Origin of the sequence: Paenibacillus sp. FSL M8-0142, from assembly GCF_038597315.1 — a bacterium.
In the GTDB taxonomy this organism is placed as follows: Bacteria; Bacillota; Bacilli; order Paenibacillales; family Paenibacillaceae; genus Paenibacillus_AQ; species Paenibacillus_AQ lactis.
In genome coordinates this window covers 5,256,795-5,281,771 of sequence record NZ_CP152008.1, presented here as the reverse complement: position 1 = coordinate 5,281,771, position 24,977 = coordinate 5,256,795, and the positions used below count along the sequence as shown (strand labels likewise).

The window sequence follows — 24,977 nt, the reverse complement described above, 5'->3', positions numbered from 1 at the left end:
TTCTACAAATATGCTTAAGTAGGTTGATACGATGAAATCAAAAGTAACCATTCAAGAAATTGCGGATTTTACGGGCGTGTCCAAATTTGCGGTGTCCCGTGCGCTATCCGGCAAGTCGGGCGTCAGCCCGCAGACAAGGGAAATGATACTGAAGGCTGCCGGGCAGCTGGGGTATTTCAAGGATCAGCCCGGACATACGGCCGGTCGTTCCGAGCTTCAGGATCCGGAAAACCGTAAATGGGCAGGGGCTGTTCTCGTCCTCTTCCCTAACGTGCGGTACCAAAATCGGGAGTCTCTGTACTGGGGGCCTGTCTTCGACGGGATCTCTACCCGTTTAAATCAACGGGGCCTTGACATTCTGACACTGACCGAGCCGTCTAATGACCATATGTTCTCGCTGTTGAACCCGCAGGGCCTGCTCGGGATTGTCACCGTAGGCTCCGTGTCGACGCAAAATTTGATGGATATCAAAAAATTGAACATTCCCGTCGTCATGGTGGATCATATGGACCCGGCATTTCAGTCGGATACGGTGTTCACCGACAATTTGTACGGCATGCGGCAAATGATGACCAAGCTGGTGAGCCGGGGGTACAAGAAGTACCAGTTCATTGGCAACATAAGCGATGCGCCGAGTTTTTACGAGCGGTATCTTGGGTTCACATCCGTGCTGGCCGATTACAAAATCGAGCATCGTCAAATCCCCGAGCTGATCAGTCACGAGATTGACCAGGATCTGGCAGCAACGTTGAGCAAGGCTTTAGCAGGTCAAGAGCTGCCGGAGGTGTTCGTATGCAATAACGACATCACGGCAATGTTTGCGATGGATATTTTGAAGCAGCGAGGAATCGAGGTTCCGGGGGATGTACAATTCACCGGATTCGACAATACTTATGATCAGCTGCCCATTCTGGCTACGGTCAATATCGACAAGGAATTGCTCGGAATGAGGGCTGTAGATCAATTGTTGTGGCGGATTACGAACCCGGATTCCGGTTACGAGAGGATCCTGATCCAGGCTGACGTCATCGTCAGGGATCTTCAGCAGCCTTCCCGGGGAGAGACCGATTAGATTATAGCTCCATGGGGTGTATACGCATGGCTCCGATGCGGATTGAAGCATCGGGGCCTTTTTATATTCATAACAAACAAATAACATTTTAGGGGAATGGATGGTGGGAAATCAAGTAGGCGGAAAAGATGTCGATTCCTTGTGTTTAAAGGGGTTTTAAGGCGATGACGACATTTTTCAACATACAAAATGAGTTGATTATTAATAACTAGAATAGATTATCATCGAAAAATATTAGGTTTGTTGTTATTTATAAAATAATAAATATTGACGACTAGAAAAACTGATGTTATATTTTTTGGCAAACATAGATAACGGAATGGAGGGGGCATACCGAGGTTCAAGATGTTCCGTTTATCCAAAACCATCGCATCCGGGAACGACATCAAGTTAAATCGTGCTTTTACAAATAAGGGAGGTTTTTAAAGTGAGAAAAATGGAAGGGCTTTCTTTATTACTTATCTGCTTGATGTTTGTCATCACTGCCTGCAGCGGCGGAGGCGGCGCCCAGACGGAAGCTCCCAAGACCGAGCCCGCACCGGCTGCGGAACAGGCGGGAAGCGAAACGCCGAAGGAAGAAGAGCCGGCACAGCCGGCGGCCGAGCCGGTTGACCTGGGCGGCCGAGTGATCAAGGTTGCCGCCTGGTGGGACCTGACGCCGGCGGGCAATACGGCCGACGAGAAGGCGCGCCTAGAGAAGATCGCCGAGGTCGAGAAGAAGTACAATGTCAAAATCGAGTTCGTTAACGTGCCCTTCGAGGAATATATGAACAAGTTTACGACGAGCGTGCTGGCCGGCGAGCCGTTTGCCGATATCGTGCAGCTGGAGTACAAGTCGGCTTTGCCTGCGATCATGAAAGGTCAGCTCCTGCCGATCAGCGAATTTACGACCGATCAGAACAACATAAACAATGAGGCGAATCTGCAGATGAAATACCCTGCCATCGGCGGCGGCGAATACGGGTTCGACAACCCGATCTCCCTCGGGCTTGGGCTGCATTATAACCGCGAGCTGTTCAAGAAGCACGGTCTTCCGGATCTTCAGGAGCTGCATGCCAAGGGCGAATGGAACTGGGATAAGTTCATGGAGATTGCCAAACAGGCAACGAAGGATACGAACAATGACGGCAAGACGGACGTGTGGGGCTTCTCGGGCTGGGCAATCGACGCCGTGAAGCATTTCACCGCAGCCAACGGCGGGAAAATCGTCGACGATGCGAACGGCAAAGAAGGCTTGTCCGACCCGAAAACGCTGGAGGCCGCCGAATTCGTTAACCGTCTCTACAACGTCGAGAAGGTGGTCAAGGTGAAGAGCGGCAACAAGACGAACTGGGAAGAAACGAACACGTTCAAGGACGGAGACGTCGCCATGTTCCCGGCTGCGGAATGGATGCTGGGCGACGTGACCTTCGAAGTCGGCATCGTACCGATTCCGAACGGACCGCAAGGCTCGCCGGAGGCGACCTACGCGAATACGGCCGCTTCCGCGAAGTTCATTGCGAAGGGCGTCGAAGATCCGGCCATCGTCTATCAAATCTATGAAGAAACGTTCGACATCCAATCGACGGAGGAATATCCGGGGCAGGACTACCTGGAGGGCATTTACACCAATCAGGAAGATATCGACATGATCCGCGAGCATATTGCGGGAACCGGCGTAATTACGGTTGACGAAGCGTATACGGATTATCCGACGGGTGCATTCATCGAGGACATTATCGTAAACAACCAATCCGTGACGGCGACGGCTGAAAAATACAAGCAGCAGGCGCAGGCTGCCGTCGACAAAATGGGCAAATAAGACGGATGGACGGGGGGCGAAGAGCGGCAGCCTAAGCCTCCCTTCTCCTGATAAGGGGGATGAACATTGACACGCCAATTTCAGCTGAAAAAATGGATGGGCAGACTCCTGATCCTTTTGTTGATCGTCGCGGCCCTGATGCTGTTCTTCAACCGGGGCAAGGATGATCCCGGCGAAATGCTGATCGGTGCTCCGGCGGAATGGAAGCTTGAACGTCCGGCCTCTTTGATACAGACCGGCGCTCAGGCCGGCAAAGCGATGCCCTACGTTCAGTATTTGTCGAAATATGAAGGTAGCGGTCGACCGGGACAAGAAATCATCATCCCCGCTTCCGAGTACAGCCGTGCAGAAGGCGGAGAATTCCGGAAGCTCGACCATTATGAAGGCAGGCCCGGCACATCGCTCTACACCGGCGAGAAGGGCGAGGTGGAGTGGAAGCTCCGAGTGCAGGAAGAGGGACTATACAATCTGTCCGTGCTGTACTACCCAGTAGAGGGAAAAAGCTCCTCGATCGAGCGCTCGCTTCGGATCGATGGCAGCATTCCTTTTCAGGAAGCCGCTTATTTACAGTTCGACCGGATTTGGGGCAATGCGAAAGACAGTGTGGACCGGGACAATCAGGGCAATGACCTTAGGCCAAGGCAAATAGAGCACCCCGCGTGGATCGAGGCGGTATTGAAAGATGCGGACGGCTATGAAACCGAGCCGTTTCTATTCTACTTCACGGAGGGCGAGCATACGATCTCGCTTACCGCCGCCAGGGAGCCGATGGTGATCCGGGAGCTGAGGCTGCTTCAGCAGCCGGAACCGCTTCCTTACTCCGAAGCGAGAGCCAAATACGAAGCCGATGGAACACCGCAAACCGAGGGAATCCTGCTTGAGATCCAAGCGGAAGCGGCAACGGCCAAATCCTCCCCGACGCTGTATCCGCTGAGCGAGCGTGCAAGTCCGAGCGTGCGCCCGTACAGCGCATCCGAGGTACGGATCAATACGATCGGCGGCTTTAACTGGCGACTGCCGGGTCAGTGGATCGAGTGGGAGCTGGACGTGCCGGAAACGGGGCTGTACAAAATCGCCTTCAAATCCCAGCAAAATTTCGTAAGAGGAATATATTCCACGCGGAAGCTGACGATTGACGGGAAAGTGCCATTTGACGAGATGAATCGTATTCCGTTCCGCTTCAAGAACGGGTACCGAATGGATGTGCTTGGCGGCGAGGAGCCGTACCTGTTCCACTTGACGCGCGGGAAGCATGTGCTGCGCCTTGAAGCGAGCCTCGGCGAATTCGCTCCGCTGATTCACGAAGTGGAGGACAGCTTGCTGAATCTGAATGCGATGTACCGCAAAATTTTAATGATCACCGGCACCAATCCGGATGAGTTCCGGGATTATCGGGTGGAGCAGCGCATTCCTGAGCTGATTGAGACTTTGCAGTTTGAAAGCGACAGATTGAAAGCGATCGCTGCCCGTTTGGTAGAGCTGTCGGGACAGTCCGGCGATCAGGAGGCGCTGCTGAAGACCATGGCGTTGCAGCTCGATGAGATGATTGCCAAGCCCGACACGATTCCGCGCCGGCTGGAGGCATACAAGACCAACACCGGAGGCCTCGGTACATGGCTGCAGCAGGCCAGGGAGCAGCCGCTTGAGCTCGATGCCTTATATGTCGCTTCTCCTGACGTCAAGCTGCCGAAGAGCGGAATGGGGGCAGGAGATAAAGTAAAGCACGAGCTGAATACCTTTGCCAGCTCCTTCTTCATCGATTACAACAACATCGGCAATGTGACGGATGGGAAGAATCAGCATTCGATTACCGTATGGATCGGCAGCGGCCGGGATCAGGCGAATACGGTAAAGGCCATGATTGACGAGACCTTTACGCCCGAGACAGGGATCAGCGTCAATCTGAAGCTGGTCAACATGGGTACGCTCCTGCCCGCAACGCTGTCCGGTCAAGGACCGGATGTTGCCATGCAAATCGGCAACGACCTGCCGGTGAACTTCGCGATGCGCAATTCGGCGGCGGATCTGACGCAGTTTGCAGATTTCGATGCCGTTGCGGGCCGGTTCCGGGACAGCGCGCTGGTACCGTATCAATACCGCGGGGGCGTATACGCCCTGCCGGAGACGCAGACGTTCAACATGATGTTCTACCGGAAGGATGTGCTCGAGGAGCTTGGGCTGGAGGTGCCGGAAACGTGGGACGAAGTGGCAAGCATGCTGGCCGTGCTGAACAAGAACCATATGCAGTTCGGGCTTCCCGTCGTTGCGCAGGCGCCCGACCAGTGGACCACGCTGCCGCCAAACTCCATGTTTGCGGCCCTGCTCATGCAATCGGGGGGACAGTTCTACCGCAACCATGACCGGGAGTCGGATCTGGATTCGAAACCCGCGCTCGAAGCCTTTAAGCGATGGACCGAGTACTACACCGACTACAAGCTTGAGCGGGAGTATGATTTTGCGAACCGCTTCCGTACCGGTCAGATGCCGATCGGCATTTCCGATTACACGACGTATAATCAGCTGTCCGTCTTTGCACCGGAGATTCGCGGCGTATGGGGATTTGCCCCGATTCCCGGAACCGTACGAGAGGATGGAACGATTGACCGGACCGTACCGAGCGGAGGCAGCGCAGTCCTGATGCTCGAAGATGCGAAGGATAAGGAGGCCGCCTGGGAATTCCTCAAATGGTGGACCAGCGACATGACGCAGACGAACTTCGGGCGGGAGATGGAAGGATTGATGGGGGCCGCCGCGCGTTATCCGACAGCAAATATCAAGGCGCTGGACAGCCTGCCTTGGCCCGTGGCCGATTATGAAAATTTAAAAGCCCAGTTTGAATGGGTTCGGGGAATTCCGGAGGTGCCGGGAGGCTACTCCACGGGAAGACATCTGTTCAACGCGTTCTACCGTGCGGTGATCAGCGGTGTCGAGCCGCGGGAGGCTCTGATGGATTCTGTTCAGTATATTCATGATGAAATTCGAACCAAGCAAGAAGAATTCGGCGTGCCGGAGGGATAGGGGGGAATCCAAAATGCATAATGCCGGGCTTCAAGACCCTGAGACGGCGATGCCCGCCGCGGTTCGCCCCGTCAAGCCGCAAACCTGGCGGAGCCGGAAGCTGGCGGAAATCAAGGCCAGCAAGCATTCGTATATTTTGCTTGCACCATACATGATCCTGTTTACGTTGTTTACCGTGCTTCCGGTCGTCATTTCCATGATCCTCAGCTTCACGTACTTTAACATGCTGGAGTTTCCGCGGTTCGTCGGATGGGATAATTACACACGGCTGTTTCTCGAAGACGATATTTTTCTGATCGCACTTAAAAATACGCTTCTATTCGCTGCGATCACCGGGCCGATCAGCTATTTGGCATGCTTCCTGTTCGCTTGGGTCATCAATGAGCTCGGACCGAGGATGCGGGCCTTCATGACGCTGATCTTCTATGCGCCTTCCATCTCGGGGAACGTCTACTTCATCTGGCTTATGATTTTCTCGGGAGACCGCTACGGCATCATGAACGGGATGCTGATCAAGCTCGGGATCATCCTGGAGCCGATTCAATGGCTGAAGACGGAAGCCTTCATCATGCCGATCATCATTCTCGTGCAGCTGTGGCTAAGCCTGGGAACCGGATTCCTGGCCTTCATTGCCGGCCTGCAAACCGTTGACAAGACCTTGTACGAGGCCGGCGCGGTTGACGGGGTCCGCAACCGGTGGCAGGAGCTTTGGTATATTACGCTGCCGTCGATGCGGCCGCAGCTAATGTTCGGCGCGGTGATTCAGCTTACGACCTCTTTTGCCGTCGCCGACGTCTCCATTGCGCTTGCCGGATTCCCGAGCGTGAACTATGCGGCGGAGACGATCGTCACGCATCTGATCGATTTCGGCACGACCCGGTTCGAGATGGGGTTTGCTTCCGCGATTGCCACGGTGCTGTTCATCCTGATGGTCGGCACCAATCTGATCGTTCAAAAACTGCTGCGCAAGGTAGGTGAGTAGCACTCGTGAAAGCTGTATATGAACTGCCGAAGAAACGAAGCGGCCGCCTTCTAAGCCTATCGCTCAAGCGGCGCAGGAAGCGGGTAAACCGTTCTTTCATGGGCACCTTCTCCCTGTTTGCGCTCTTGGCGGTGTTCGGCGCCTTCATGGCGCTGCCGCTCGTGTACGCGATCAACAATGCGTTCAAGCCGCTGGACGAGATCTTCATGTTCCCGCCCACGCTGTTTGTCCGCAACCCGACATGGAACAACTTCTCCGATCTGATCAATCTGCTCGGACAATCGTGGGTGCCTTTCTCCCGATATATCTTCAATACCGTGTTCATCACCGGGATCGGCATCGTCGGGCATGTCATTCTGGCCTCGGCTGCGGCTTATCCGCTCGCGAAGCATCGATTCCCCGGGAAGACGTTTCTGTTTCAGGTCGTCGTACTGTCCCTCATGTTCACGCCGGTGGTGACGGCGACGCCGAACTACATGATTCTGTCGTGGCTTGGCATGATCGATACGTATTGGGCGGTCATTATTCCGGCATTCGCTTATTCGCTCGGCCTGTATCTAATGAAGCAGTTTATGGAGCAGATTCCCGATGCCCTGCTGGAAGCCGCGAAGATCGACGGGGCCAGCGAGTACCGGATATTCTGGTCGATCGTCATGCCGAACGTGAAGCCTGCCTGGCTGACGCTCATTATCCTGCTTTTTCAAATTTTGTGGGGGACCGACGGCAACGGCTTCATTTACAGCGAGCAGCTGAAGACGCTGCATTACGCGTCCAATCAGATTATTCTCGGCGGCATTTCCCGGGCCGGCGCAGGCGCCGCCGTGGCGGTCATCCTGATGAGCGTGCCGATCGTGCTCTTCCTGTTCTCGCAGAGCCGGATTATCGAGACGATGGCTACCTCCGGGATGAAGGATTAGGGGGGATAACATGTCAGCGAAACGATGGCTCATTTCGCTTGCGGCGGTCTCCCTGCTGACCGTCCTGATTCCGGGAACAGCCGCCGCCAGCGCTCCATACGAGAGCTATAACTACAATTATTGGGAGGAAGCAACGCCGGCTCCGGCACCGTATCTTCCGGTTCGCTCGGTTACGGGAACGGAGCTTGGGATCGGCGAATTCGCGGATCCCGGCGATATGCACGTGTCCGGCTCCGGCCATGTTTATGTGCTGGACAGCGGCAACGGGCGGATCGTCTGCCTGGACGACAGCTGGAAGGTGGTCCGCGTGATCGATTCCTTCATCCGGGATGGGAAGAAGGAGACCTTCGCGAATCCATCCGGCCTATTTACGGACGAGAAGGAGCAGATCTACGTTGCGGATACGGATAACCAGCGGATCGTGGTGCTAAGCGCTGAAGGCAAGCTGATCCGGGTCATTGAGCAGCCGAAGTCCGACGTTCTGCCGCAAGGCTTTCAATTTATTCCGCTGAAGGTGACCGTGGACCAGGCGAACCGAGTGTTCGTTGTTGCCCGCGGGGTTTACGAAGGCATCATGCAATTCGAGGAGGACGGGACGTTCCTCGGCTATGTCGGCACGATCAAAGTGAAGCGCGATTACGGGGATTATTTCTGGAGGCTGATTTCGACCGATGCGCAGAAAGCGCAGATGCGGCTGTTTATACCGACGGAATTCTCCAATCTGGATATTGACAACAAAGGATTCGTCTACGCCACGAACATCGACGTCGGATCGAAGGAGCCGATCAAGCGCCTGAATCCTTCAGGGGAAGATGTGCTTAAGCGCTTCGGTTATTTCCCGGTGGCCGGCGATATTTACTACCGGCGAGCCGTCGGCCCGTCGAAATTCGTGGATATCAAGGTGCTGGGCGACGGGATGTACAGCGCGCTGGATTCCACGCAGGGACGTATTTTCACATACGATGATACGGGCAATTTGCTCTATGTGTATGGCGGAATCGGCAACCAGTTAGGAGTATTCAAGACGCCCGCGGCAGTCGAAATGCTCGGGGAGCATCAGCTGGTGCTCGATCGAGGCAAGGGAAGCATCGTGGTGTTTGAGCCGACGGCATTCGGACAGAACGTCAATCAAGCGGTTCGCCATCATTACCGCGGGGACGATGTGGAAGCGCAGGCTTATTGGGAGCGGGTGCTCCAGCTTAACGCCAATTACGACATCGCGTACATCGGGATCGGGAAAGCGAAGCTTATGAAGGGGGAGAACAAGGAAGCCCTGCATTACTTCGAGATGGGGATGGACCGCAAAAATTACTCCGTCGCCTTCAAACGATACCGCCGTGAAGTAATGAAGGAGCATTTCGGCACCTTCTTGTCGGCAGCGACAGGCGCCGTGCTGCTGTATGCCGTATATCGGACGGTTCGACATCGAAACAAGAGGAGGGTGAAGGAGGCATGAGGCAGGAGTATTTTAAATTCCCTCTGCATTTGATCGTTCATCCCTTTGACGGATACTGGGATCTGAAGTATGAGAACCGCGGACGACTCGGCGTGGCGTTCTCCGTGCTGGCCCTTGTCGTCATCGCGAGCATCGTGCAGCGGCAGTATGCCGGGTTCCTCGTAAACTTCAACGATCCCCGGAGGCTCAACAGCTTCGATGAGCTGCTGTATATCGTGCTCCCGTTCTTTCTATGGTGCGTGTCAAATTGGTCGGTGACCACGCTGATGGGCGGGGAGGGAAAGTTCAAGGAAATCGTGCTCGCCAGCGCCTATGCGCTCATTCCGATGGTGCTGATTAACCCGCCGATGACGCTTGCAAGCCGGTTCATGGTTCAGGAGGAGACCGTGTTCTATTATCTCCTCACCATGGTCGCGACGATCTGGTTCATCGGGCTGCTCTTCGTCGGATCCATGACGATCCATCAATACTCGGCGGGCAAGACCGTTCTGACGATGTTCCTCAGCGTCATCGTGATGCTTATCATCGTGTTTCTTGGAACGCTTGTCTTCAGCATGATGCAGCAGATCTACACGTTCCTCGTGAACGTCTACCGCGAGATCATATTTAGACAGTAAAGGAGGCCTTAAGCCGTGAAATCAAGAAAATGGCTCTACACGGTGCTTGCATGTGTCGTCATCGCCGGCATTGCAACGGGCTTTCTGATCGGCGCGAACCGGGGCGCGCCGGCGGTGGACGTTGCTGCTTATGCTGCAGGAGCCTCGGAGCCGGCGCCGGGGAAGGAGCTTACCGTTCTGCCGGACCGGACCGAGGGCGTACCAGGCATGAGCCTGGTCGCAGAGACGGCCGGGCTTGGCCTGTACTACCATCCGGAGACGACCGAAATCGCGATTCGGGACAAACGAAGCGGCCGCATATGGTACAGCAACCCGGCGGACCGGGCGGAGGATCCGATCGCATCGCCGTTCGAGAAGGAGGCTCTGTCCTCGCAGCTGACGGTGACGTTCCGCGATTCGATCGGCACGCTCGAAACGTATCCGAACTACACATGGAGCGTAACGAACGGGAATTTCCAAGCCGAAAGCATTGAGAACGGCATCAGGGTTACATACACTCTGGGCGATGTGTCGCTGGGCATCGATGCCCTGCCGAAATATATTACGCCCGATCGGCTGCAGGAGAAAGTGCTCAGCAAGCTGGATGCCACGTTGGCTAAATACGTGCAGGCCCGCTACTACCCGATGAAGGATAACCCCGCCGTGCTGGAGCGCCTGGACGAACAGATCAAGAAAGAGCTGGTCCTGAAAAAAATGCTGGGGGCGTTCGAGCAGGCCGGATACACCGCAGATGATCTGGCCATCGACAATGCGTCCGGGGGTGGGGAGGCGGCAAGCGCAGATTCAAAGCCGCGGTTCACCATTCCGATCGAATATCGCCTCGACGAGGATTCCCTGATGGTGTCGGTGCCGCTTGGCCAGGTAACCGAAAGCGAGACCTACCGGCTGCGCAGCCTGGAGCTCCTCCGCTATTTCGGGGCGGCTGGTACGAAGGAGCAGGGGTATATGCTCGTTCCGGACGGCAGCGGCAGCCTGATTATGCTGAATAACGGCAAGGTGAAGGAAGAGCAATACGTGCAGCGGATATACGGCACCGATCCGAACCATAACAGCGAAAGCCGGGGACAGGTTGCCGATCCGGCCCGCATGCCCGTATTCGGAATGAAGAGCGGAGACGGCGCATGGCTTGCCATCATTGAGGAAGGGGATGCCGTCGCGAGCGTGTCGGCCGATATCAGCGGCAAGCAGAACTCGTACAATCATGTGTTCAGCAGCTTTGCCGTCCGGGGCGAGGATATGCTGGAGCTGTACACCGGAAGCACGGTTCAGGAAATCCAGCTGCTGAGCGACAAAATGTACGACGGCCATCTCTCCGTCAGGTACAGCTTCTTATCCGGCGGGGATGCGACTTACTCGGGAATGGCTCGCTTATACCAGCAGCGGCTGGTTAAGGAAAACAAACTGACGCCGCTGGCGGAAAGCGATTCGCTTCCGTTCTATCTCGACATGCTCGGCAGCGTGGATAAGCAGCGATCCTTCCTCGGCGTGCCGTATCATGCCGTCGTCTCCATGACGACATTTGACCAGGCAGGGGAAATTGCCGGTAAGCTTATGAAGGATGGGGTATCGAATTTGCGCATGCGCTATCTCGGCTGGTTCGGCAAAGGCGTTCATCATAAGCCGCCGGTCAACGCCAAGACGGACGGGGCCGTCGGCAGCGTCTCGGAGCTGAAGGAGCTGGCGGCGGAGCTGCAGGCCGCAGGCGGCGGATTGTACCCGGATGTTGCGTTCCAGCATGTTTACCGGGACGATGGTTCCTTTACGCCGGCATCGGATGCCGCCAGGTTCGTCACCAGGGAAACGGCGGAGCTGCATCCTTACGACCGCAACATGAACCGGATGGATTCGTATTACGGCACCTACTATCTTATGTCCCCGGCGAAGCTTCCGCATTACGTGAGCCGGTTTGCGGATTCCTACGGCCGTTACGGCATCGCTTCATTATCCTTGCGGGATCTGGGCGATGTTCTGAGCTCCGACTACCGGGTACAGCGGGTCGTATTCCGGGAGACGGCCAAGCTGATCGCCCAAGATCAGCTGGAGCGGCTGCGGGAGGCGAGCCCGGATCTGATGGTATCGGGCGGCAATGCATACAGCTGGCCGTACGCGAAGCATCTGATCGATGTTCCGGCGGCAAGCAGCAAATTTGGCCTTACCGATGCCGAGGTGCCCTTTTACCAGATGGTCATTCACGGCTACATCGATTATGCGGCGGGCGCGTTCAATATCGGCAACGAGCAGAATCCCCGCAAGCAGCTGCTCCAGTCGCTGGAGATGGGCTCGGCTCCTCGCTATCTGTGGTCCTACGAGAAGAGCTCGGAGCTGAAATACACGCGGTTCGACGAGATGTATGCAGCCGATTACCGGGATTGGTACGAGGAGGCCGTTGCCCTGTACAACGAGCTGAACGAGGTGCTCGCTCCGGTCCGAACCGAGCGGATGGTCGAGCACACGCAGCATGCGGATGGCGTGGTCGAAGTGAAGTATGAGAGCGGCATGTCGATTCTGATCAATTATACCGACAAGCCGGCCTCGGTTCGCAGCATTACGGTGGAGCCGCAATCCTATGCAGTAGGTGGTGACCGGGCATGAAATTAAGACTGTCCTTAACGCAAAAAAGATCCATGCTCGGCCTGCTGTTCATTGCACCATGGCTCATCGGCTTTGTCTTTCTGTTCGCCGGGCCGCTGCTTCAGTCCATTCTGTTCAGCTTCAGCAAGCTGGTCATTTCCCCGGGAGGGTATGAGCTGGAGGCTGTCGGCTGGCAGAACTTCAAGGATGCGCTGTTCGTGGACGCTAACTTCAACCGGATTTTGACGGAATCCATTCTGGGGACGGTCGTGGATGTGCCTTTAATCCTGTTCTTCAGCCTGTTCTCCGCAGTCCTGCTCAATCAGAAATTCAGGGGCCGGGCGCTGGCAAGGGCGATCTTCTTCCTGCCGGTCATTCTGGCCTCCGGAGCGATTTCTGCTGCCGAAACATCAGGGCTCATCAACCTGGTCGGAAACGCGTCCGTGGCGGAGGAGCTCGGCACGGCATCCGGACAGTTTAACGTGCTCTCCATGGTGCGGATCTTGACGGAAGCCGGATTCCCGATCACGATCACCGATTACATCGTCGAGGCCGTCATGCGGATCTATGACATCATCAGCAGCTCCGGCGTTCAGATTCTGATCTTTCTGGCGGCGCTGCAGGCCGTGCCGAGCTCGATGTACGAAGTGGCCAAGATCGAAGGCGCAACCGCTTATGAATCATTCTGGAAAATTACGTTCCCGATGGTGAGCCCGCTTATCCTGACCAACATGATCTACACCATCATCGACTCGTTTACGGACAGCACGGTAACCCGAACGATCTATGAGACGGCCTTCAAGACGCAAAATTTCGGACTCAGCGCGGCGATGGCCTGGCTGTACACGATCGTGGTGAGCCTGCTTCTGGTCATCATGGGCATCATCGTGTCCAGAAGAACCTTTTACCAAAACTAAGGCTGTCACATTTACGATCGGAACAAGGAACGGGAGGAAGGGAGGAGCAACGCATGGCAATTATTCGGGATCCGTCGAAAGAATCGGTTCAGGCACGCATGAACCAATCGGTTAAGGCGCGCGTGAACCAATCGGCTCAGGCACGCATGAACCGGATCAGGAACAAGACGCTGCCGATCCTATGGTCGGTATTCCGTTATCTGCTGATCATCGGCATCACCTTTATCATTATTTATCCGATCATCTCCAAATTCTCGGTTGCGTTCAAGGATAAGCAGGACATTTATAATCCGACGATTTACATGATTCCGGTACATTTCACGCTGGATAATTTCAAAATCGTGCTGGACCTGCTTGATTATTGGCCGCTGCTGCTCAATACGATGATCTATGTGTTTATTACGATGCTGCTTACGACAATGTCGACGGCGCTTGCGGGCTATGGATTTGCACGGTTCACCTTTCCGGGGAGCAATCTGTTGTTCGCGCTGGTCGTTCTGACGATCCTGATACCGATGAGCACGCTGATGGTGCCGATGTATTTGCACTTCCGAAGCTTTGACGTGCTCGGGCTGGTCCGGCTGTTCAGCGGCCAGGAAGGAATCAATCTGCTCAACAGCTACTGGCCGTCCATCATTACGTCGGCTACGGCGACCGGGCTGAAAGCCGGGCTGTTCGTATATATTTTCCGCCAGTTCTTCCGCGGCTTGCCGAAGGAGATTGAGGAGGCGGCGCTGATCGACGGAGCGGGCGGGCTCAAGACCTTTTTCGCGATTATGCTGCCGAATGCGATTCCGCCGCTCATTACAGTCACGCTGTTTTCGTTCGTATGGCAGTATAACGACACGTTCTATACCTCGCTCTTCATGAGCGAAGGGGCGCTCATGCCGCTGAAGATCGCCTCGCTGCCCGCTGATGCGAATCAGTTCCTGCCGTCCATCATGGGGCTCGGCTCGTCGGCCAAGGCGGATCCGAACTATGTGGCCTTGGTGGTGGACACCGGCATTTTGCTGGCGATTTTGCCGCTCATCGCCCTGTATCTGTTCGTGCAGCGCCATTTCGTGGAAAGCGTAGAGCGTACGGGGGTTGTAGGCTAGGCGAGGAAAGATGGAGCATATGCCGGTCGTAGGCTAAGCGCGGCAAGATGGAGCGTCCGGAGTAGTAGGCTGCCCATGAAAAGCATGGGGTATGGGCTTTGTGGACTAAGCGTGATGTTGTGCAAAGAGTGGCATGAAATTAAGGGTGTGCGCGGAAAGCGGATAATTGAGGGCCGGTAGCTACTGCCAAGAATTGTCCCATAACGACAGGTCAGGAGAGAAGCCAATGACGAAAGCGAACACTTCCCGGTTCGAGGTTGCGCCCGAGTTGATTAATCCAAGGGCCTCGGAGGGTGCGAAGCGATTGATGCGTTTTTTGTGCAGCATTTACGGAAAGCGGATGCTGACCGGACAGCAGATCGGCGTCGTATCGACGCCTGAATTCGAGATGATTCACAGGGTAACGGGAAAGTATCCCGCGGTTGGCGGCTTCGACTTCATGAATTACTCGCCGTCCAGGGTGGAACGCGGTGCTGAATGCCGCGACACCGATCTTGCAATCGATTGGTGGAACCGCGGCGGGATCGTCACCTTCTGCTGGCATTGGAATGCCCCGAAGGATCTGATTGATCTGCCGCCGGACCGCACATGGGGGAGCGGGTTTTATACGAAAGCCACAACCTTCGACGTTCAGCGGGCGATGTCGGATCAGGACTCGGAGGAATACCGCCTGCTTATCCGCGATATCGATGCAATCTCCGATCAGCTGAAACGGCTGCAGGACGAAGGGGTGCCGGTGCTGTGGAGGCCGCTGCATGAGGCGTCGGGCGGATGGTTCTGGTGGGGAGCGAAAGGGCCGGAGCCCTGCATCGCTTTATGGAAGCTGATGTACGAGCGGATGACCCATGTTCACGGGCTGAACAACCTGATCTGGGTATGGAACGGCCAGCATAAGGACTGGTATCCCGGGGATGCGTACGTCGATATCATCGGCGAAGATATTTATCCGCCCGCTCAGGATTACGGCTCCCAAGCGGAGCGATTCCGCATGGCGGAGTCGTATACAGCTGCGAGGAAGATTATCGCGTTGACCGAGAACGGGGTCGTCCCCGATCCAGACCGGATGCTTGCGGATGACTGCCCTTGGGCATGGAACTGCACCTGGTACGGAAGTTTTGTTTTCACCGGGGAAGGAGACGAGCGTGTCTATTCCGAAGAATATACGGATGCGGAGCAGCTCGTGAAGACCTATGCGCATCCCTTTACGGTTACGCTGGATGAGCTTCCGAATTTGAAGGACTAGGGAAAGATTGGGCGGAGGCGATTTTGGCGCTGCCCATCGAATGCTAAAAAAGGATTTTGAATCTATGTGTGTTATGGTGCAGCAATGTCTTTTCGGAGTGGAGAAAACGATGCTGGATCGAAGCCATGCCGCATGCTAAACGATGAGTTCCATACAAAATATAAAAATAGGGCAAGGTGACTACCATGAATAAAAACATTCTGACATTAACGAAGTGGAATTTTAAGGCTAGCGACGAGACGGAGTGGCTTCCAGCCCAAGTGCCGGGCTGCGTTCACACAGATCTGCTGAGAAACGGCAAGATCCCGGATCCGTTCTACGGAACGAATGAGCATGATCTGCAGTGGATTGACAAGAAGGATTGGGAGTACGAAACGGTGGTTGAAATCGATCCGCAGCTACAGTCTCAAGCCAAGGTTGAGCTGGTATTCGAGGGCTTGGATACATATGCGGATGTGTACTTCAACGGGGTGAAGGTGCTGGAAGCGGATAATATGTTCCGCTCATGGCGCGTCGACGTAAAATCACTCGTCAAGGCGGACGGCAACGCCATCCGCATCCGGTTCCGCTCGCCGATCCAGGAGGATTTGCCGAAGCTGGAGAAGCTGGGATACCCGCTGCCGGCGAGCAATGATCAGTCCGAGCTTGGGGGACTGGGCGACCGGAAGGTCAGCATCTTTGCGCGGAAGGCGCCGTACCATTACGGCTGGGATTGGGGTCCGCGGTTCGTCACGAGCGGAATCTGGCGGGAGGCCCGCATCGAAGCCTGGTCGGAGGTGCGTCTGGATGATGTGTTCATCCGCCAGGATGAAATTACGGCCGTATCGGCACAATTGACGGCTGTGGCATCCATTGAGGCCGAGCAGGCGTGGCAGGGCAAGCTGCGCGTGTCGGCAGCCGGACAGGTATGGGAGAAGGAGGTCCAATTGGCGGAGGGCAGCAACACCGTCGAGCTGGAATTGGCCATTGCCGAGCCAAAGCTGTGGTGGTGCCGGGGATTGGGCGAAGCGCATCTGTATGATTTTCAAGTGGAGCTCGTCCGGGATCAGCACACTGCAGCGTCGTACCGGGTGAGAACCGGACTGCGCAGCGTCCGGCTCGTACGGGACAAGGACGAGAGAGGCACATCGTTCTATATTGAGCTGAACGGCACGCCGGTTTTCGCCAAGGGTGCAAACCATATCCCGAACGACAGCTTCATTACGGAAGTGACCGCTGAGCGTTATCGTCACGAGATTGCGTCCGCTGCGGAGTCCAATATGAATATGCTGCGCATTTGGGGCGGGGGCATTTATGAAGAAAAGGTATTCTATGACCTGTGCGATGAGTACGGCTTGATGGTATGGCAGGATTTCATGTTTGCTTGCAGCATGTATCCCGGGGATGAGGCGTTTTTGGAAAACGTACGGCTGGAAGCGGAGGAGAATATCGTCCGGCTGCGGAATCATCCGAGCATCGTGCTCTGGTGCGGCAATAATGAGATTGACTCTGCTTGGGCCCACTATGACGAGAACGCTGGATGGGGATGGAAGAAGGATTATACGCATGAGCAGCGCGAGCGGATTTGGGCCGACTATGAGGCCATTTTCCACCGGATTTTGCCGGAAGCGGTCGCAAGCTATGCGCCCGGCGCGGAATATTGGCCGTCATCGCCACTCGTATCGCTGAGCGGTGACAAGGATCAGCATGCCAATCCATCCACCACAAGCGGTGACATTCACTACTGGGGCGTTTGGCATAACACTGAACCGTTCGATAATTACAACGTGTATGTAGGACGCTTTATGAGCGAGTACGGCTTCCAGTCGTTCCCGGAGCCGAAGACGGTCCGCACTTATGCGGAGGAAGGCGACATGGAGCTGGAATCGAAGGTCATGCTGGCGCACCAGAAGAATGGGGCGGGCAACAGGCTCATCAAGAGCTACATGGAGCAGTATTATCATGAGCCGAAGGATTTTGAAGCATTCCTGCATATGAGCCAGATTCAACAGGGCGAAGCAATGAAAATGGCAATCGAGGCCCATCGCCGCAACAAACCGTACTGCATGGGTACCCTGTATTGGCAGATGAACGACTGCTGGCCGGTCGCTTCCTGGGCAGGCATGGACTACCTCGGAAGATGGAAGGCGCTGCAGTACGTGGCTAAGCGCAGCTTCCGGGACGTCAGCCTGTCGGTTGATTCCAGGGAACAGGAGGTCCGCGTTCATCTCGTCTCCGACGTGAACGAACCGGTTCGCGGAACGCTGCGCGTCCAGCTGTTCGATTTTGACGGTAAGGAGCTGTACGCTTCCGAACATCCGGTCGATGCGGAGGCGCAGGCATCCTTTGTGGCGTTCCGGGCGGCAGAAGACGGGCTTCTGCAAGGCCATGACCCGTCCCGGGTAGTGCTGCTGGCGCAGCTGCTTCAGGAGGATGACGTGCTCGACAGCAAAACCCATTACTTCGTGAACGACAAGGCGCTCCGCCTTCAACGCCCGAACATTCGCGTAAGCGAGGTTGATGGCAGCGGGGGTACCGCGTTCGTGCTGGAGAGTGACGTGCTGGCCCGTCATGTGTGGCTGTCCCAGGAGGAGGAAGGCTTCTACAGCGACAACTTCTTCGACCTGATTCCGGGCATTCCGGTGACGGTATCCTTTAACCGCAGAAATGCTGCCGGCGAAACGCCGTTCGTCACGGGCCGCCCGGGGCAGGTCGAGGTCCGATCAATGGCGGACTGCATCGATCCGGCGGCGGTCGTGTCGGTATAGTCAGCTACCTTCTTACCGCTACCAGAATTAAATTCATTCGCACGGATTATACGGATGATTCATTAGCAGCCTCGTTCGTAGTGCATATTAGTTGACAGCGATCAACAGTTAGGGTGAGGGATAACCGCTTCTCCAGCCATATAGGCGAGAGGAGCGGTTTTGTTTTTATACAGAACTTCTTTTGGTAATTACCGTGACGGAGAGATTGGTGGGTGTAAGTTTATTTATTGAATTTCTGAGTGAGCTCTGCTTCAGTCAGGTTCACTTCCTGAAAATCCGCTTTGATAGTATCGTCATTGGTAATTGCGACAACCCTATTGTTTTTCAATTGAAAAATATATGGTTCAATCATACCGTAATAACTTGAAGGACCTGACGGTGAAGGAGCTAATGCAAAGATATACTCACCATTCTTTGTTAAAGTAGCCTGTAAGGGAGTGGATTCTCCTTTGTAGTTTCCTCCAGGAACAGCGACATGAATTTTGCTATTCGGTGTGACATCCCCCTTTAAAACTTTGGTTACCTCAACAGCATAATCCGTTCCTGGAACACTGACGTTCTGGTCTTCTTTCGTCGGATCGACCGAATCCCGTCTAAGGTTTCGGGTTGTTCCCTTATCATCGATAATCTTCCCAATAACTACAACCGGGGAGGTTTCAATTGCTAGATCGATGTTATTTGCCGTGGCTCTTCTTACTTCTCCATTCGACGATCCGCTAACCTGTGCATAAACAAAGTAAACCAGAGTAGCAGCTACAAAAGCCGCCAAAATCGTTAGAGCGTAACTCTTTATTCTATTAACCAATTATATTCCCTCCCTTCCATTGATTAAGGATACATGGCATTAGCACCGTTAATGTCATCTTGTAGTGGTTTAGTATCGGTATAAAGTCCTGTTGCCCACATCACTGTTGGGGAAACCGTAGAGTGCCCTAGACCGATAAAGTGTCCGATTTCATGCAGTGCGGTATTAATCTGCAAATTCGTTTTGTTTAGCGGTCCGGAGTAATTATAGAACCACAAGTTGTTTAGACCTGCATCGCCGCTGCTAGCTTCTGAGGTAAAAGGTTTACAGTATAGATGGGCTCTACCCATATTCGATCCTTCTTCGTTATATATGCCGAAAATATTTGCAGTAAGTAAAGAATAATCATGTGACAGACCAACTTTGGTTGGTGTATCATTCCACCCAACGACAGCAGTGGCAAAAATGTTTCTGTAATCACTTGGCGTGTCCCCGATAAATTTATATTTAATGCTTCCGGGAGAACTCCATTTGCCGCACATGTTGTCTTTGTTGTTGTAAGCAAAAGCATAAGAACCTAACGTAAAAGATAGAACGATTAGGAAAACTAAGGCGTGCATTACTTTTGATTTAGTATTCACCGGATTTCCTCCCATCTGTTTAATTTTTGCGGATTCTAGGGCTGATGCTTTTGTTATCCTCCTTTCTTAACCCAGCGTATCACTGAAGAATCCGCTTAATGAAAACAGCAGAACCAAATGTTTCTGGGTTATGCTATTTCCCCGTGCAATATAAAACGCTTTCTTTGGAAAAAGGATACGGTAATATTTCTCTAAAAAATGGGAAAAAACCAATGGACCTGAGCCAGGAGATGCTCATAGAAGCATTGGGATCAGGTAAATGCATGTGATCTGAACATCAAAATGACAAAGACCCCGAAAAGGGGTCTTTGTCTTAGAGCTCGAATATGATATATGACTGTCCAACTTCTAAAACAAAAAAAGGAGATGGCGTTCATATGAATAAATTCATGATGAAGCTTGCGGAGTGGATAAGTAATCCTAAACATGGGTTCACCGCTGCTTATGAAGGGGAACATTTCGTTTTTGGAGCGCGCCGCCCTGGATTTCCTTTTGCTCGTGTTTCCTCCGTGCTATTGCAAAGGTGGATTGCATTTATGCGGACACAAGGCATAATACGCGTCATTTGTTTATTACCCCCACGTCAATTAGCCGCTTATGAGGATCTGCTTCGAAGTTACCACCAGGAGTTTGGTAAAGATAACGTGCTTTGGGTTCCCGTTGAAGATTTCCAGCTGGTAGAAGAGGACCAACTTATTTATCGTATTTTACCATTTTTGGCGGAGTCAGAGCAGCTGCAACTGAAAACGGTCGTTCACTGCTCAGGTGGAGTAGGCCGGACAGGTCATGTTCTTGCTGCCTGGCTCGTAAGCTGTCGAGGAATGTCCAATGAGGAGGCGATTACGGCAGTAAAAAGACAAGGCAGAAATGCACGTGAATCAAGAGACAAAAGATTGGATGAGCTGCTTGATCGATGCAGGGATTCCTTTTCTTAACGAGGGTAAACGAAACTAAAAAACATCACCATACAATCGTTGAAAAGATGTAAGGCGACAACCATACATTTATTGAGGGGAAAGGATGATTGTATTCCTCAAAAATAATTGTTAATATAAGAACATAATGATGAGAGGACTGATGGATGGACAATGGTTAACTAATCTATATTTTTATTTGAGTTGAATAACTTCCAAATACAAAATATAGGGTTAGTCTATCCATTTCTATAAATCAGTGTACATGTCATGAATTTAATGGCAAACTACAAACTTATTTATGAAAATTAACGGCTAATCCTTCCATATCCATTTGGGAGGATTTTTTATTCTCTCATAGGGTAAGCTGTGATGTTTTAAAATCTAAATATAAAGGGGAGAGAGAAATGAGTAGTTCAGACACGATCGTTACGCATGTAATACTCCGTATAAGTCGTTAATATCCATCAAACTTATGCGGAGTATGAAAATAGATGGATTTACCGACTTTGTATACAGAAAGAAGTGCGATATACAAAGGAGGAATTTTTCATGTCAATGATAAAAGTTCAAGACTTAACGTTTTCTTATCCAGGCAGCTTTGACCATATTTTCGAAGGGGTAAACTTTCAAATCGATACCAATTGGAAGCTTGGCTTTATTGGAAGAAATGGGCGGGGCAAAACAACGTTCTTTCAGCTGTTATTAGGGAAGTATGAGTATAGCGGGAACATCCTTTCTTCGGTCGAATTTAATTATTTTCCTTATCCCGTTTCGGATCCTAACAAGTTAACTTATGAAGTTCTTGAAGAAATTTGTCCCCAAGCAGAGGATTGGGAGTTTCTTCGTGAAATATCCTATCTGAAAGTGGATGCCGAGGTCATGTACCGACCGTTCAAAACCTTATCCAATGGAGAACAAACCAAGGTATTGCTGGCGGGACTATTTTTGAATGAAGGCCAATTTTTATTGATTGATGAGCCAACGAATCATTTAGACACCGATGGACGAAAGGTTGTCTCTGATTATTTAAGGAAGAAAAAAGGGTTTATTCTAATCTCGCACGATCGAAGCTTCTTAGACGGATGCGTTGACCACATCTTGTCGATCAATCGAGCGAATATCGAGGTTCAAAGCGGCAACTATTCTTCATGGAAGTTAAATTTTGATAGGCAGCAGGAACACGAAGAGGTAATCAATCAGCGTCTGCAAAAGGACATCGGGCGGTTAAAGGAGTCTTCGAAGCGTTCAGCAAATTGGTCTAACCAAGTGGAAGCCTCCAAAAACGGGACAACGAATTCGGGTTCTAAACTCGACAAGGGTTTTGTAGGCCATAAAGCGGCGAAGATGATGAAGAGGGCAAAGAGCATTGAGTCAAGGCAGCAAAAGGCGATTGAGGAAAAGTCCAAGCTGCTAAAAAATGTGGAGAAAACCGAGCCGTTAAAATTAGAACCATTGGAATTTCAGTCAAAAGAATTGATCGTTTTGGCTGACTTGTCAGTGATGTACGATGATCAAATCGTCAATAAACCCGTTAGCTTCACGGTTGAACAAGGTGATCGCATCATACTTGATGGAAAGAATGGAAGCGGCAAAAGCAGTATCCTCAAACTAATATTGGGGAATGAGATACAGCATACAGGCTCAATCAAACGGGGGTCTGGACTTATCATTTCCTATGTCGAACAGGATACTTCTCATCTAAAGGGGCAGTTATCGGACTTTATAGAAGAACATGAGATTGATGAATCCTTGTTTAAATCCATCTTGCGCAAGATGGACTTTGACCGAATCCAATTTGAGAAGGATATCTCCCATTATTCCGGCGGGCAGAAGAAAAAGCTTCTTATAGCCAAAAGTTTGTGTGAACGGGCTCATGTCTACATTTGGGATGAACCGTTAAATTTTATTGATCTGTATTCGCGCATGCAGCTTGAAGAACTAATTCAACAATTTAATCCCACCATGATTATGGTGGAGCATGATCAGGCATTTCAACAATCAGTTGCAACCAAAATGATATCTGTGTAGTTGAATACGAAGAATGGAAGGACATTACATGTTTAGCGACAACTATGTAATGTCCTTTTTCGTTTTTCAATGTTCCAGGCGGGGGAATCATTCCACCCACAACTTTTTCCATCGGCCCCCTAAACAGTATCACTTTTTGACATGATTAAAAGTTATTATAAAGTCAACAAAAGCGATAAGACAATTCAAGCGAAGCTAAAGAAAAGGAAGGGATTAAAAATGGCAAACTACAGTATTGCGGAAAAGGACAGCTTTATCGTAGTAGGGATCGGAACCGAGCTTCAAAGCGATTATACGGATTATGCCGGTATCAACAAGGAAAAGGCAGATTTCTGGGAGGAAGTACAGCAGGACGGAAGGCTGGATGCATTAAAGGCGGCAGCCGCGAATGAATACTTGTTTGCCGTGAACGAAGCGGTGAATAACAAGATGATGTATTATGCTGGCGTCATGACCGATGAAGCTCTACCCGAAGCAACCCGGGTCATTCAATTTCCTAAAGGGGAATATCTCGTTGTAAAAGGGGAAGGGAAGACGGCAGATGAGTTGAATCATATGCTAACTGGCATTGCTTTCGGGCAAGTCTTGCCGGAGGCAAAGGATATCGCCTATGTTGGCGGACCGAACGCCACGGTTGAGATGGGGGAGCGAAACGGATTGGTATTTGGTGAAATGTGGATTCCTGTTGTTAGGAAGTAATGCTTTCGATGCGAGTTTTGCTCGAAGTCGGTTCAAAGAAGTGCCTCACACAAAACTAAGTCTACGCTTTCGATGCGAGTTTTGCTCGAAGTAGTTCGAAGTAGTAACGCTCACAAAACTAAGTTTACGCTTTCGATGCGAGTTTTGCTCGAAGTCGATTCAAGAAGTACCTCACACAAAACTAAGTCTACGCTTTCGATGCGAGTTTTGCTCGAAGTAGTTCGAAGTAGTAACACTCACAAAACTTTGAGGAGAGATGAACATGTCCCATATCGTTGATTTCAAAAATGTATCCACCGCCGGTTTAGAATCTTCACCCGTAGCCGAAGCACTCGCTGGTTTACGAGCCAATGAAGCCCGTTATTTTATGAACAAATATAAGCATGAATTTACGGTTGTACCCGCCAGCGAGAGCCAAGAGGCCCTGGATTACGTGAACCGCATTTTGAAAAAGGAACGTGATATAGAGATTGCGGCCAAACCATTGGAAACATCGCGGTTCCAAGTGGAAAATATCCAATTTACCTATGTTTTTTATGAGGATGGGCTTGCGCTCAATGTCATGTATACGGTTGATGATCCTAAGAAGCGTGCCGTTGGTTTTAAGCTTTCTGAGGGGATGGAGGTACCCGAGGAGCTGGAAGGGAAGTTTAAATTTGCAAGGCAAAAATCAAAATTAGCTGGTACGATTCGTGGCTCGTTTTTTGTAATCAAGAGAGAATATAGCTATGAGGAGGAATCGAAATGAGTAAGCTGATCAGTGCGGAAACAACAATGAAAGGTAATACCCAACCCCGTGGAAGGAAGGTTGCTTATTGGTCGGTCACCATCCTACTCGCAGCAGCTATTACGTTAAGTGGTATCGGCCAGCTGATGCAATTAGGAGGAAATGTCGAATTAGTGACGAAGCTGGGGTACCCATTATACGTAATGACCATTCTCGGGATTTGGAAAGTGCTTGGAGCGATTGCGCTCGTCGTGCCAGGTTTACCGCGACTTAAAGAATGGGCTCATGCCGGTATCTTCTTTTTAATGACGGGTGCGGCATTATCGCATGCATTTGCCAACGACTATGGGGATTACGGGTTTAATTTTATCCTCCCCCTTGCCTATGCTGCATTAAATATCTGCTCGTGGGCGCTGCAGCCATCGAAGAGCCGCTTATCTTAAAGGATGGTAAATATCACGGACGGCTACCCCTTCGTATCACCAATAGATTTTCAAATCCAAGAAAATCTATTGGTGAAGGGGGGGATATCAGAACAAAACTACGACAATAAGATATGACAGCAGAGCCGCATAACTGCGGCTTTTATGGGTTTAAGCAGCCAAGTTTTTGATCGAACTCATTAGCCAGCGGGTAGGTATATTCATTTAATCCGGTAACGGACATCTCCTAGTCGGAGACTAACTTTCCGTCATGGGTCTTGGACCTGTTCGCTAAGGACGTCAAAGGTTAGGCCATCAATGTTCGAGTGGCCACTTTCAAGTTGTCTTCAGTAATAGCCT

The 24,977-nt window shown here is 52.1% G+C and carries 20 protein-coding genes; 18 read left to right on the top strand and 2 right to left on the bottom strand.

Annotation, left to right across the window (positions count from 1 at the left end; genetic code table 11):
• The first annotated feature begins 31 nt into the window (after positions 1-31).
• From NSQ46_RS24170 to NSQ46_RS24115, 12 genes are all read left to right on the top strand, one after another.
• Positions 32-1,072, top strand: a complete 1,041-nt coding sequence (locus NSQ46_RS24170) for a LacI family DNA-binding transcriptional regulator (protein ID WP_341341599.1) — start codon at positions 32-34, stop codon at positions 1,070-1,072.
• A 427-nt stretch (positions 1,073-1,499) separates the two neighbouring features.
• Positions 1,500-2,873: an extracellular solute-binding protein gene (locus tag NSQ46_RS24165; RefSeq protein ID WP_342575005.1), complete on the top strand. Its 1,374-nt coding sequence runs from the start codon at positions 1,500-1,502 to the stop codon at positions 2,871-2,873.
• Positions 2,874-2,939: 66 nt separating this feature from the next.
• Positions 2,940-5,891, top strand: coding sequence for an extracellular solute-binding protein (locus tag NSQ46_RS24160; RefSeq protein WP_342575004.1), 2,952 nt, complete (start codon positions 2,940-2,942; stop codon positions 5,889-5,891).
• A gap of 13 nt (positions 5,892-5,904) precedes the next feature.
• Positions 5,905-6,873, top strand: a complete 969-nt coding sequence (locus NSQ46_RS24155; protein WP_007131553.1) for a sugar ABC transporter permease — start codon at positions 5,905-5,907, stop codon at positions 6,871-6,873.
• Positions 6,874-6,878: 5 nt separating this feature from the next.
• Positions 6,879-7,790 (top strand): carbohydrate ABC transporter permease, encoded by a 912-nt coding sequence (locus NSQ46_RS24150; RefSeq protein ID WP_007131554.1) that lies wholly within the window; start codon positions 6,879-6,881, stop codon positions 7,788-7,790.
• A gap of 10 nt (positions 7,791-7,800) precedes the next feature.
• Positions 7,801-9,246, top strand: a complete 1,446-nt coding sequence (locus NSQ46_RS24145; protein ID WP_342575002.1) for a gluconolactonase — start codon at positions 7,801-7,803, stop codon at positions 9,244-9,246.
• Positions 9,243-9,863, top strand: coding sequence for a Yip1 family protein (locus NSQ46_RS24140; RefSeq protein WP_007131556.1), 621 nt, complete (start codon positions 9,243-9,245; stop codon positions 9,861-9,863). The genes NSQ46_RS24145 and NSQ46_RS24140 overlap by 4 nt, the downstream gene beginning before the upstream one ends.
• Positions 9,864-9,878: 15 nt before the next feature.
• The gene (locus NSQ46_RS24135; RefSeq protein WP_007131557.1) at positions 9,879-12,455 is read left to right on the top strand and encodes a DUF5696 domain-containing protein; all 2,577 of its coding nucleotides are present in this window, start codon (positions 9,879-9,881) and stop codon (positions 12,453-12,455) included.
• The gene (locus NSQ46_RS24130) at positions 12,452-13,351 is read left to right on the top strand and encodes a sugar ABC transporter permease (protein WP_007131558.1); all 900 of its coding nucleotides are present in this window, start codon (positions 12,452-12,454) and stop codon (positions 13,349-13,351) included. The genes NSQ46_RS24135 and NSQ46_RS24130 overlap by 4 nt, the downstream gene beginning before the upstream one ends.
• 98 nt (positions 13,352-13,449) lie before the next feature.
• Positions 13,450-14,448, top strand: coding sequence for a carbohydrate ABC transporter permease (locus NSQ46_RS24125; protein ID WP_040739841.1), 999 nt, complete (start codon positions 13,450-13,452; stop codon positions 14,446-14,448).
• Between the two features lie 226 nt (positions 14,449-14,674).
• The gene (locus NSQ46_RS24120; RefSeq protein ID WP_342574999.1) at positions 14,675-15,691 is read left to right on the top strand and encodes a glycosyl hydrolase; all 1,017 of its coding nucleotides are present in this window, start codon (positions 14,675-14,677) and stop codon (positions 15,689-15,691) included.
• 185 nt (positions 15,692-15,876) lie between these two features.
• The gene (locus NSQ46_RS24115) at positions 15,877-18,438 is read left to right on the top strand and encodes a glycoside hydrolase family 2 protein (protein WP_007131561.1); all 2,562 of its coding nucleotides are present in this window, start codon (positions 15,877-15,879) and stop codon (positions 18,436-18,438) included.
• 220 nt (positions 18,439-18,658) lie between these two features.
• Here the strand turns inward: NSQ46_RS24115 and NSQ46_RS24110 are convergent, their stop codons facing one another.
• Both NSQ46_RS24110 and NSQ46_RS24105 read right to left on the bottom strand, forming a co-directional pair.
• Positions 18,659-19,243, bottom strand: a complete 585-nt coding sequence (locus NSQ46_RS24110; protein ID WP_007131562.1) for a hypothetical protein — start codon at positions 19,241-19,243, stop codon at positions 18,659-18,661.
• A gap of 23 nt (positions 19,244-19,266) precedes the next feature.
• Entirely contained in the window at positions 19,267-19,824 is a 558-nt protein-coding gene (locus NSQ46_RS24105) for a matrixin family metalloprotease (protein WP_007131563.1), read from the bottom strand.
• A 98-nt stretch (positions 19,825-19,922) separates the two neighbouring features.
• Between NSQ46_RS24105 and NSQ46_RS24100 the strand changes: the two genes are divergently transcribed.
• The 6 genes from NSQ46_RS24100 (at position 19,923) to NSQ46_RS24075 (ending at position 24,638) form a co-directional block, all read left to right on the top strand.
• Positions 19,923-20,093: a hypothetical protein gene (locus NSQ46_RS24100; RefSeq protein WP_342574995.1), complete on the top strand. Its 171-nt coding sequence runs from the start codon at positions 19,923-19,925 to the stop codon at positions 20,091-20,093.
• A 108-nt stretch (positions 20,094-20,201) separates the two neighbouring features.
• Positions 20,202-20,759, top strand: a complete 558-nt coding sequence (locus NSQ46_RS24095) for a dual specificity protein phosphatase family protein (RefSeq protein ID WP_007131564.1) — start codon at positions 20,202-20,204, stop codon at positions 20,757-20,759.
• Positions 20,760-21,290: 531 nt separating this feature from the next.
• On the top strand, positions 21,291-22,769 hold the full coding sequence (locus NSQ46_RS24090; RefSeq protein ID WP_007131565.1) for an Lsa family ABC-F type ribosomal protection protein: 1,479 nt from the start codon (positions 21,291-21,293) through the stop codon (positions 22,767-22,769).
• A gap of 219 nt (positions 22,770-22,988) precedes the next feature.
• Positions 22,989-23,468 (top strand): GyrI-like domain-containing protein, encoded by a 480-nt coding sequence (locus NSQ46_RS24085; RefSeq protein WP_040739768.1) that lies wholly within the window; start codon positions 22,989-22,991, stop codon positions 23,466-23,468.
• A gap of 262 nt (positions 23,469-23,730) precedes the next feature.
• Positions 23,731-24,216, top strand: a complete 486-nt coding sequence (locus NSQ46_RS24080) for a hypothetical protein (protein WP_007131567.1) — start codon at positions 23,731-23,733, stop codon at positions 24,214-24,216.
• Positions 24,213-24,638: a DoxX family protein gene (locus NSQ46_RS24075; protein WP_007131568.1), complete on the top strand. Its 426-nt coding sequence runs from the start codon at positions 24,213-24,215 to the stop codon at positions 24,636-24,638. Before NSQ46_RS24080 ends, NSQ46_RS24075 begins: the two co-directional genes overlap by 4 nt.
• The last annotated feature ends 339 nt before the right edge of the window (positions 24,639-24,977 follow it).

What these genes read in the sequence shown, in the direction of transcription:
- NSQ46_RS24075 (WP_007131568.1), top strand. Translation starts at nt 24,213, where the DNA reads ATGAGTAAGCTGATCAGTGCGGAAACAACAATGAAAGGTAATACCCAA.
- NSQ46_RS24090 (WP_007131565.1), top strand. Translation starts at nt 21,291, where the DNA reads ATGTCAATGATAAAAGTTCAAGACTTAACGTTTTCTTATCCAGGCAGC.
- NSQ46_RS24130 (WP_007131558.1), top strand. Translation starts at nt 12,452, where the DNA reads ATGAAATTAAGACTGTCCTTAACGCAAAAAAGATCCATGCTCGGCCTG.
- NSQ46_RS24115 (WP_007131561.1), top strand. Translation starts at nt 15,877, where the DNA reads ATGAATAAAAACATTCTGACATTAACGAAGTGGAATTTTAAGGCTAGC.
- NSQ46_RS24120 (WP_342574999.1), top strand. Translation starts at nt 14,675, where the DNA reads ATGACGAAAGCGAACACTTCCCGGTTCGAGGTTGCGCCCGAGTTGATT.
- NSQ46_RS24140 (WP_007131556.1), top strand. Translation starts at nt 9,243, where the DNA reads ATGAGGCAGGAGTATTTTAAATTCCCTCTGCATTTGATCGTTCATCCC.
- NSQ46_RS24145 (WP_342575002.1), top strand. Translation starts at nt 7,801, where the DNA reads ATGTCAGCGAAACGATGGCTCATTTCGCTTGCGGCGGTCTCCCTGCTG.
- NSQ46_RS24155 (WP_007131553.1), top strand. Translation starts at nt 5,905, where the DNA reads ATGCATAATGCCGGGCTTCAAGACCCTGAGACGGCGATGCCCGCCGCG.
- NSQ46_RS24170 (WP_341341599.1), top strand. Translation starts at nt 32, where the DNA reads ATGAAATCAAAAGTAACCATTCAAGAAATTGCGGATTTTACGGGCGTG.
- NSQ46_RS24095 (WP_007131564.1), top strand. Translation starts at nt 20,202, where the DNA reads ATGAATAAATTCATGATGAAGCTTGCGGAGTGGATAAGTAATCCTAAA.
- NSQ46_RS24080 (WP_007131567.1), top strand. Translation starts at nt 23,731, where the DNA reads ATGTCCCATATCGTTGATTTCAAAAATGTATCCACCGCCGGTTTAGAA.
- NSQ46_RS24085 (WP_040739768.1), top strand. Translation starts at nt 22,989, where the DNA reads ATGGCAAACTACAGTATTGCGGAAAAGGACAGCTTTATCGTAGTAGGG.
- NSQ46_RS24100 (WP_342574995.1), top strand. Translation starts at nt 19,923, where the DNA reads ATGAAAACAGCAGAACCAAATGTTTCTGGGTTATGCTATTTCCCCGTG.
- NSQ46_RS24125 (WP_040739841.1), top strand. Translation starts at nt 13,450, where the DNA reads ATGAACCAATCGGTTAAGGCGCGCGTGAACCAATCGGCTCAGGCACGC.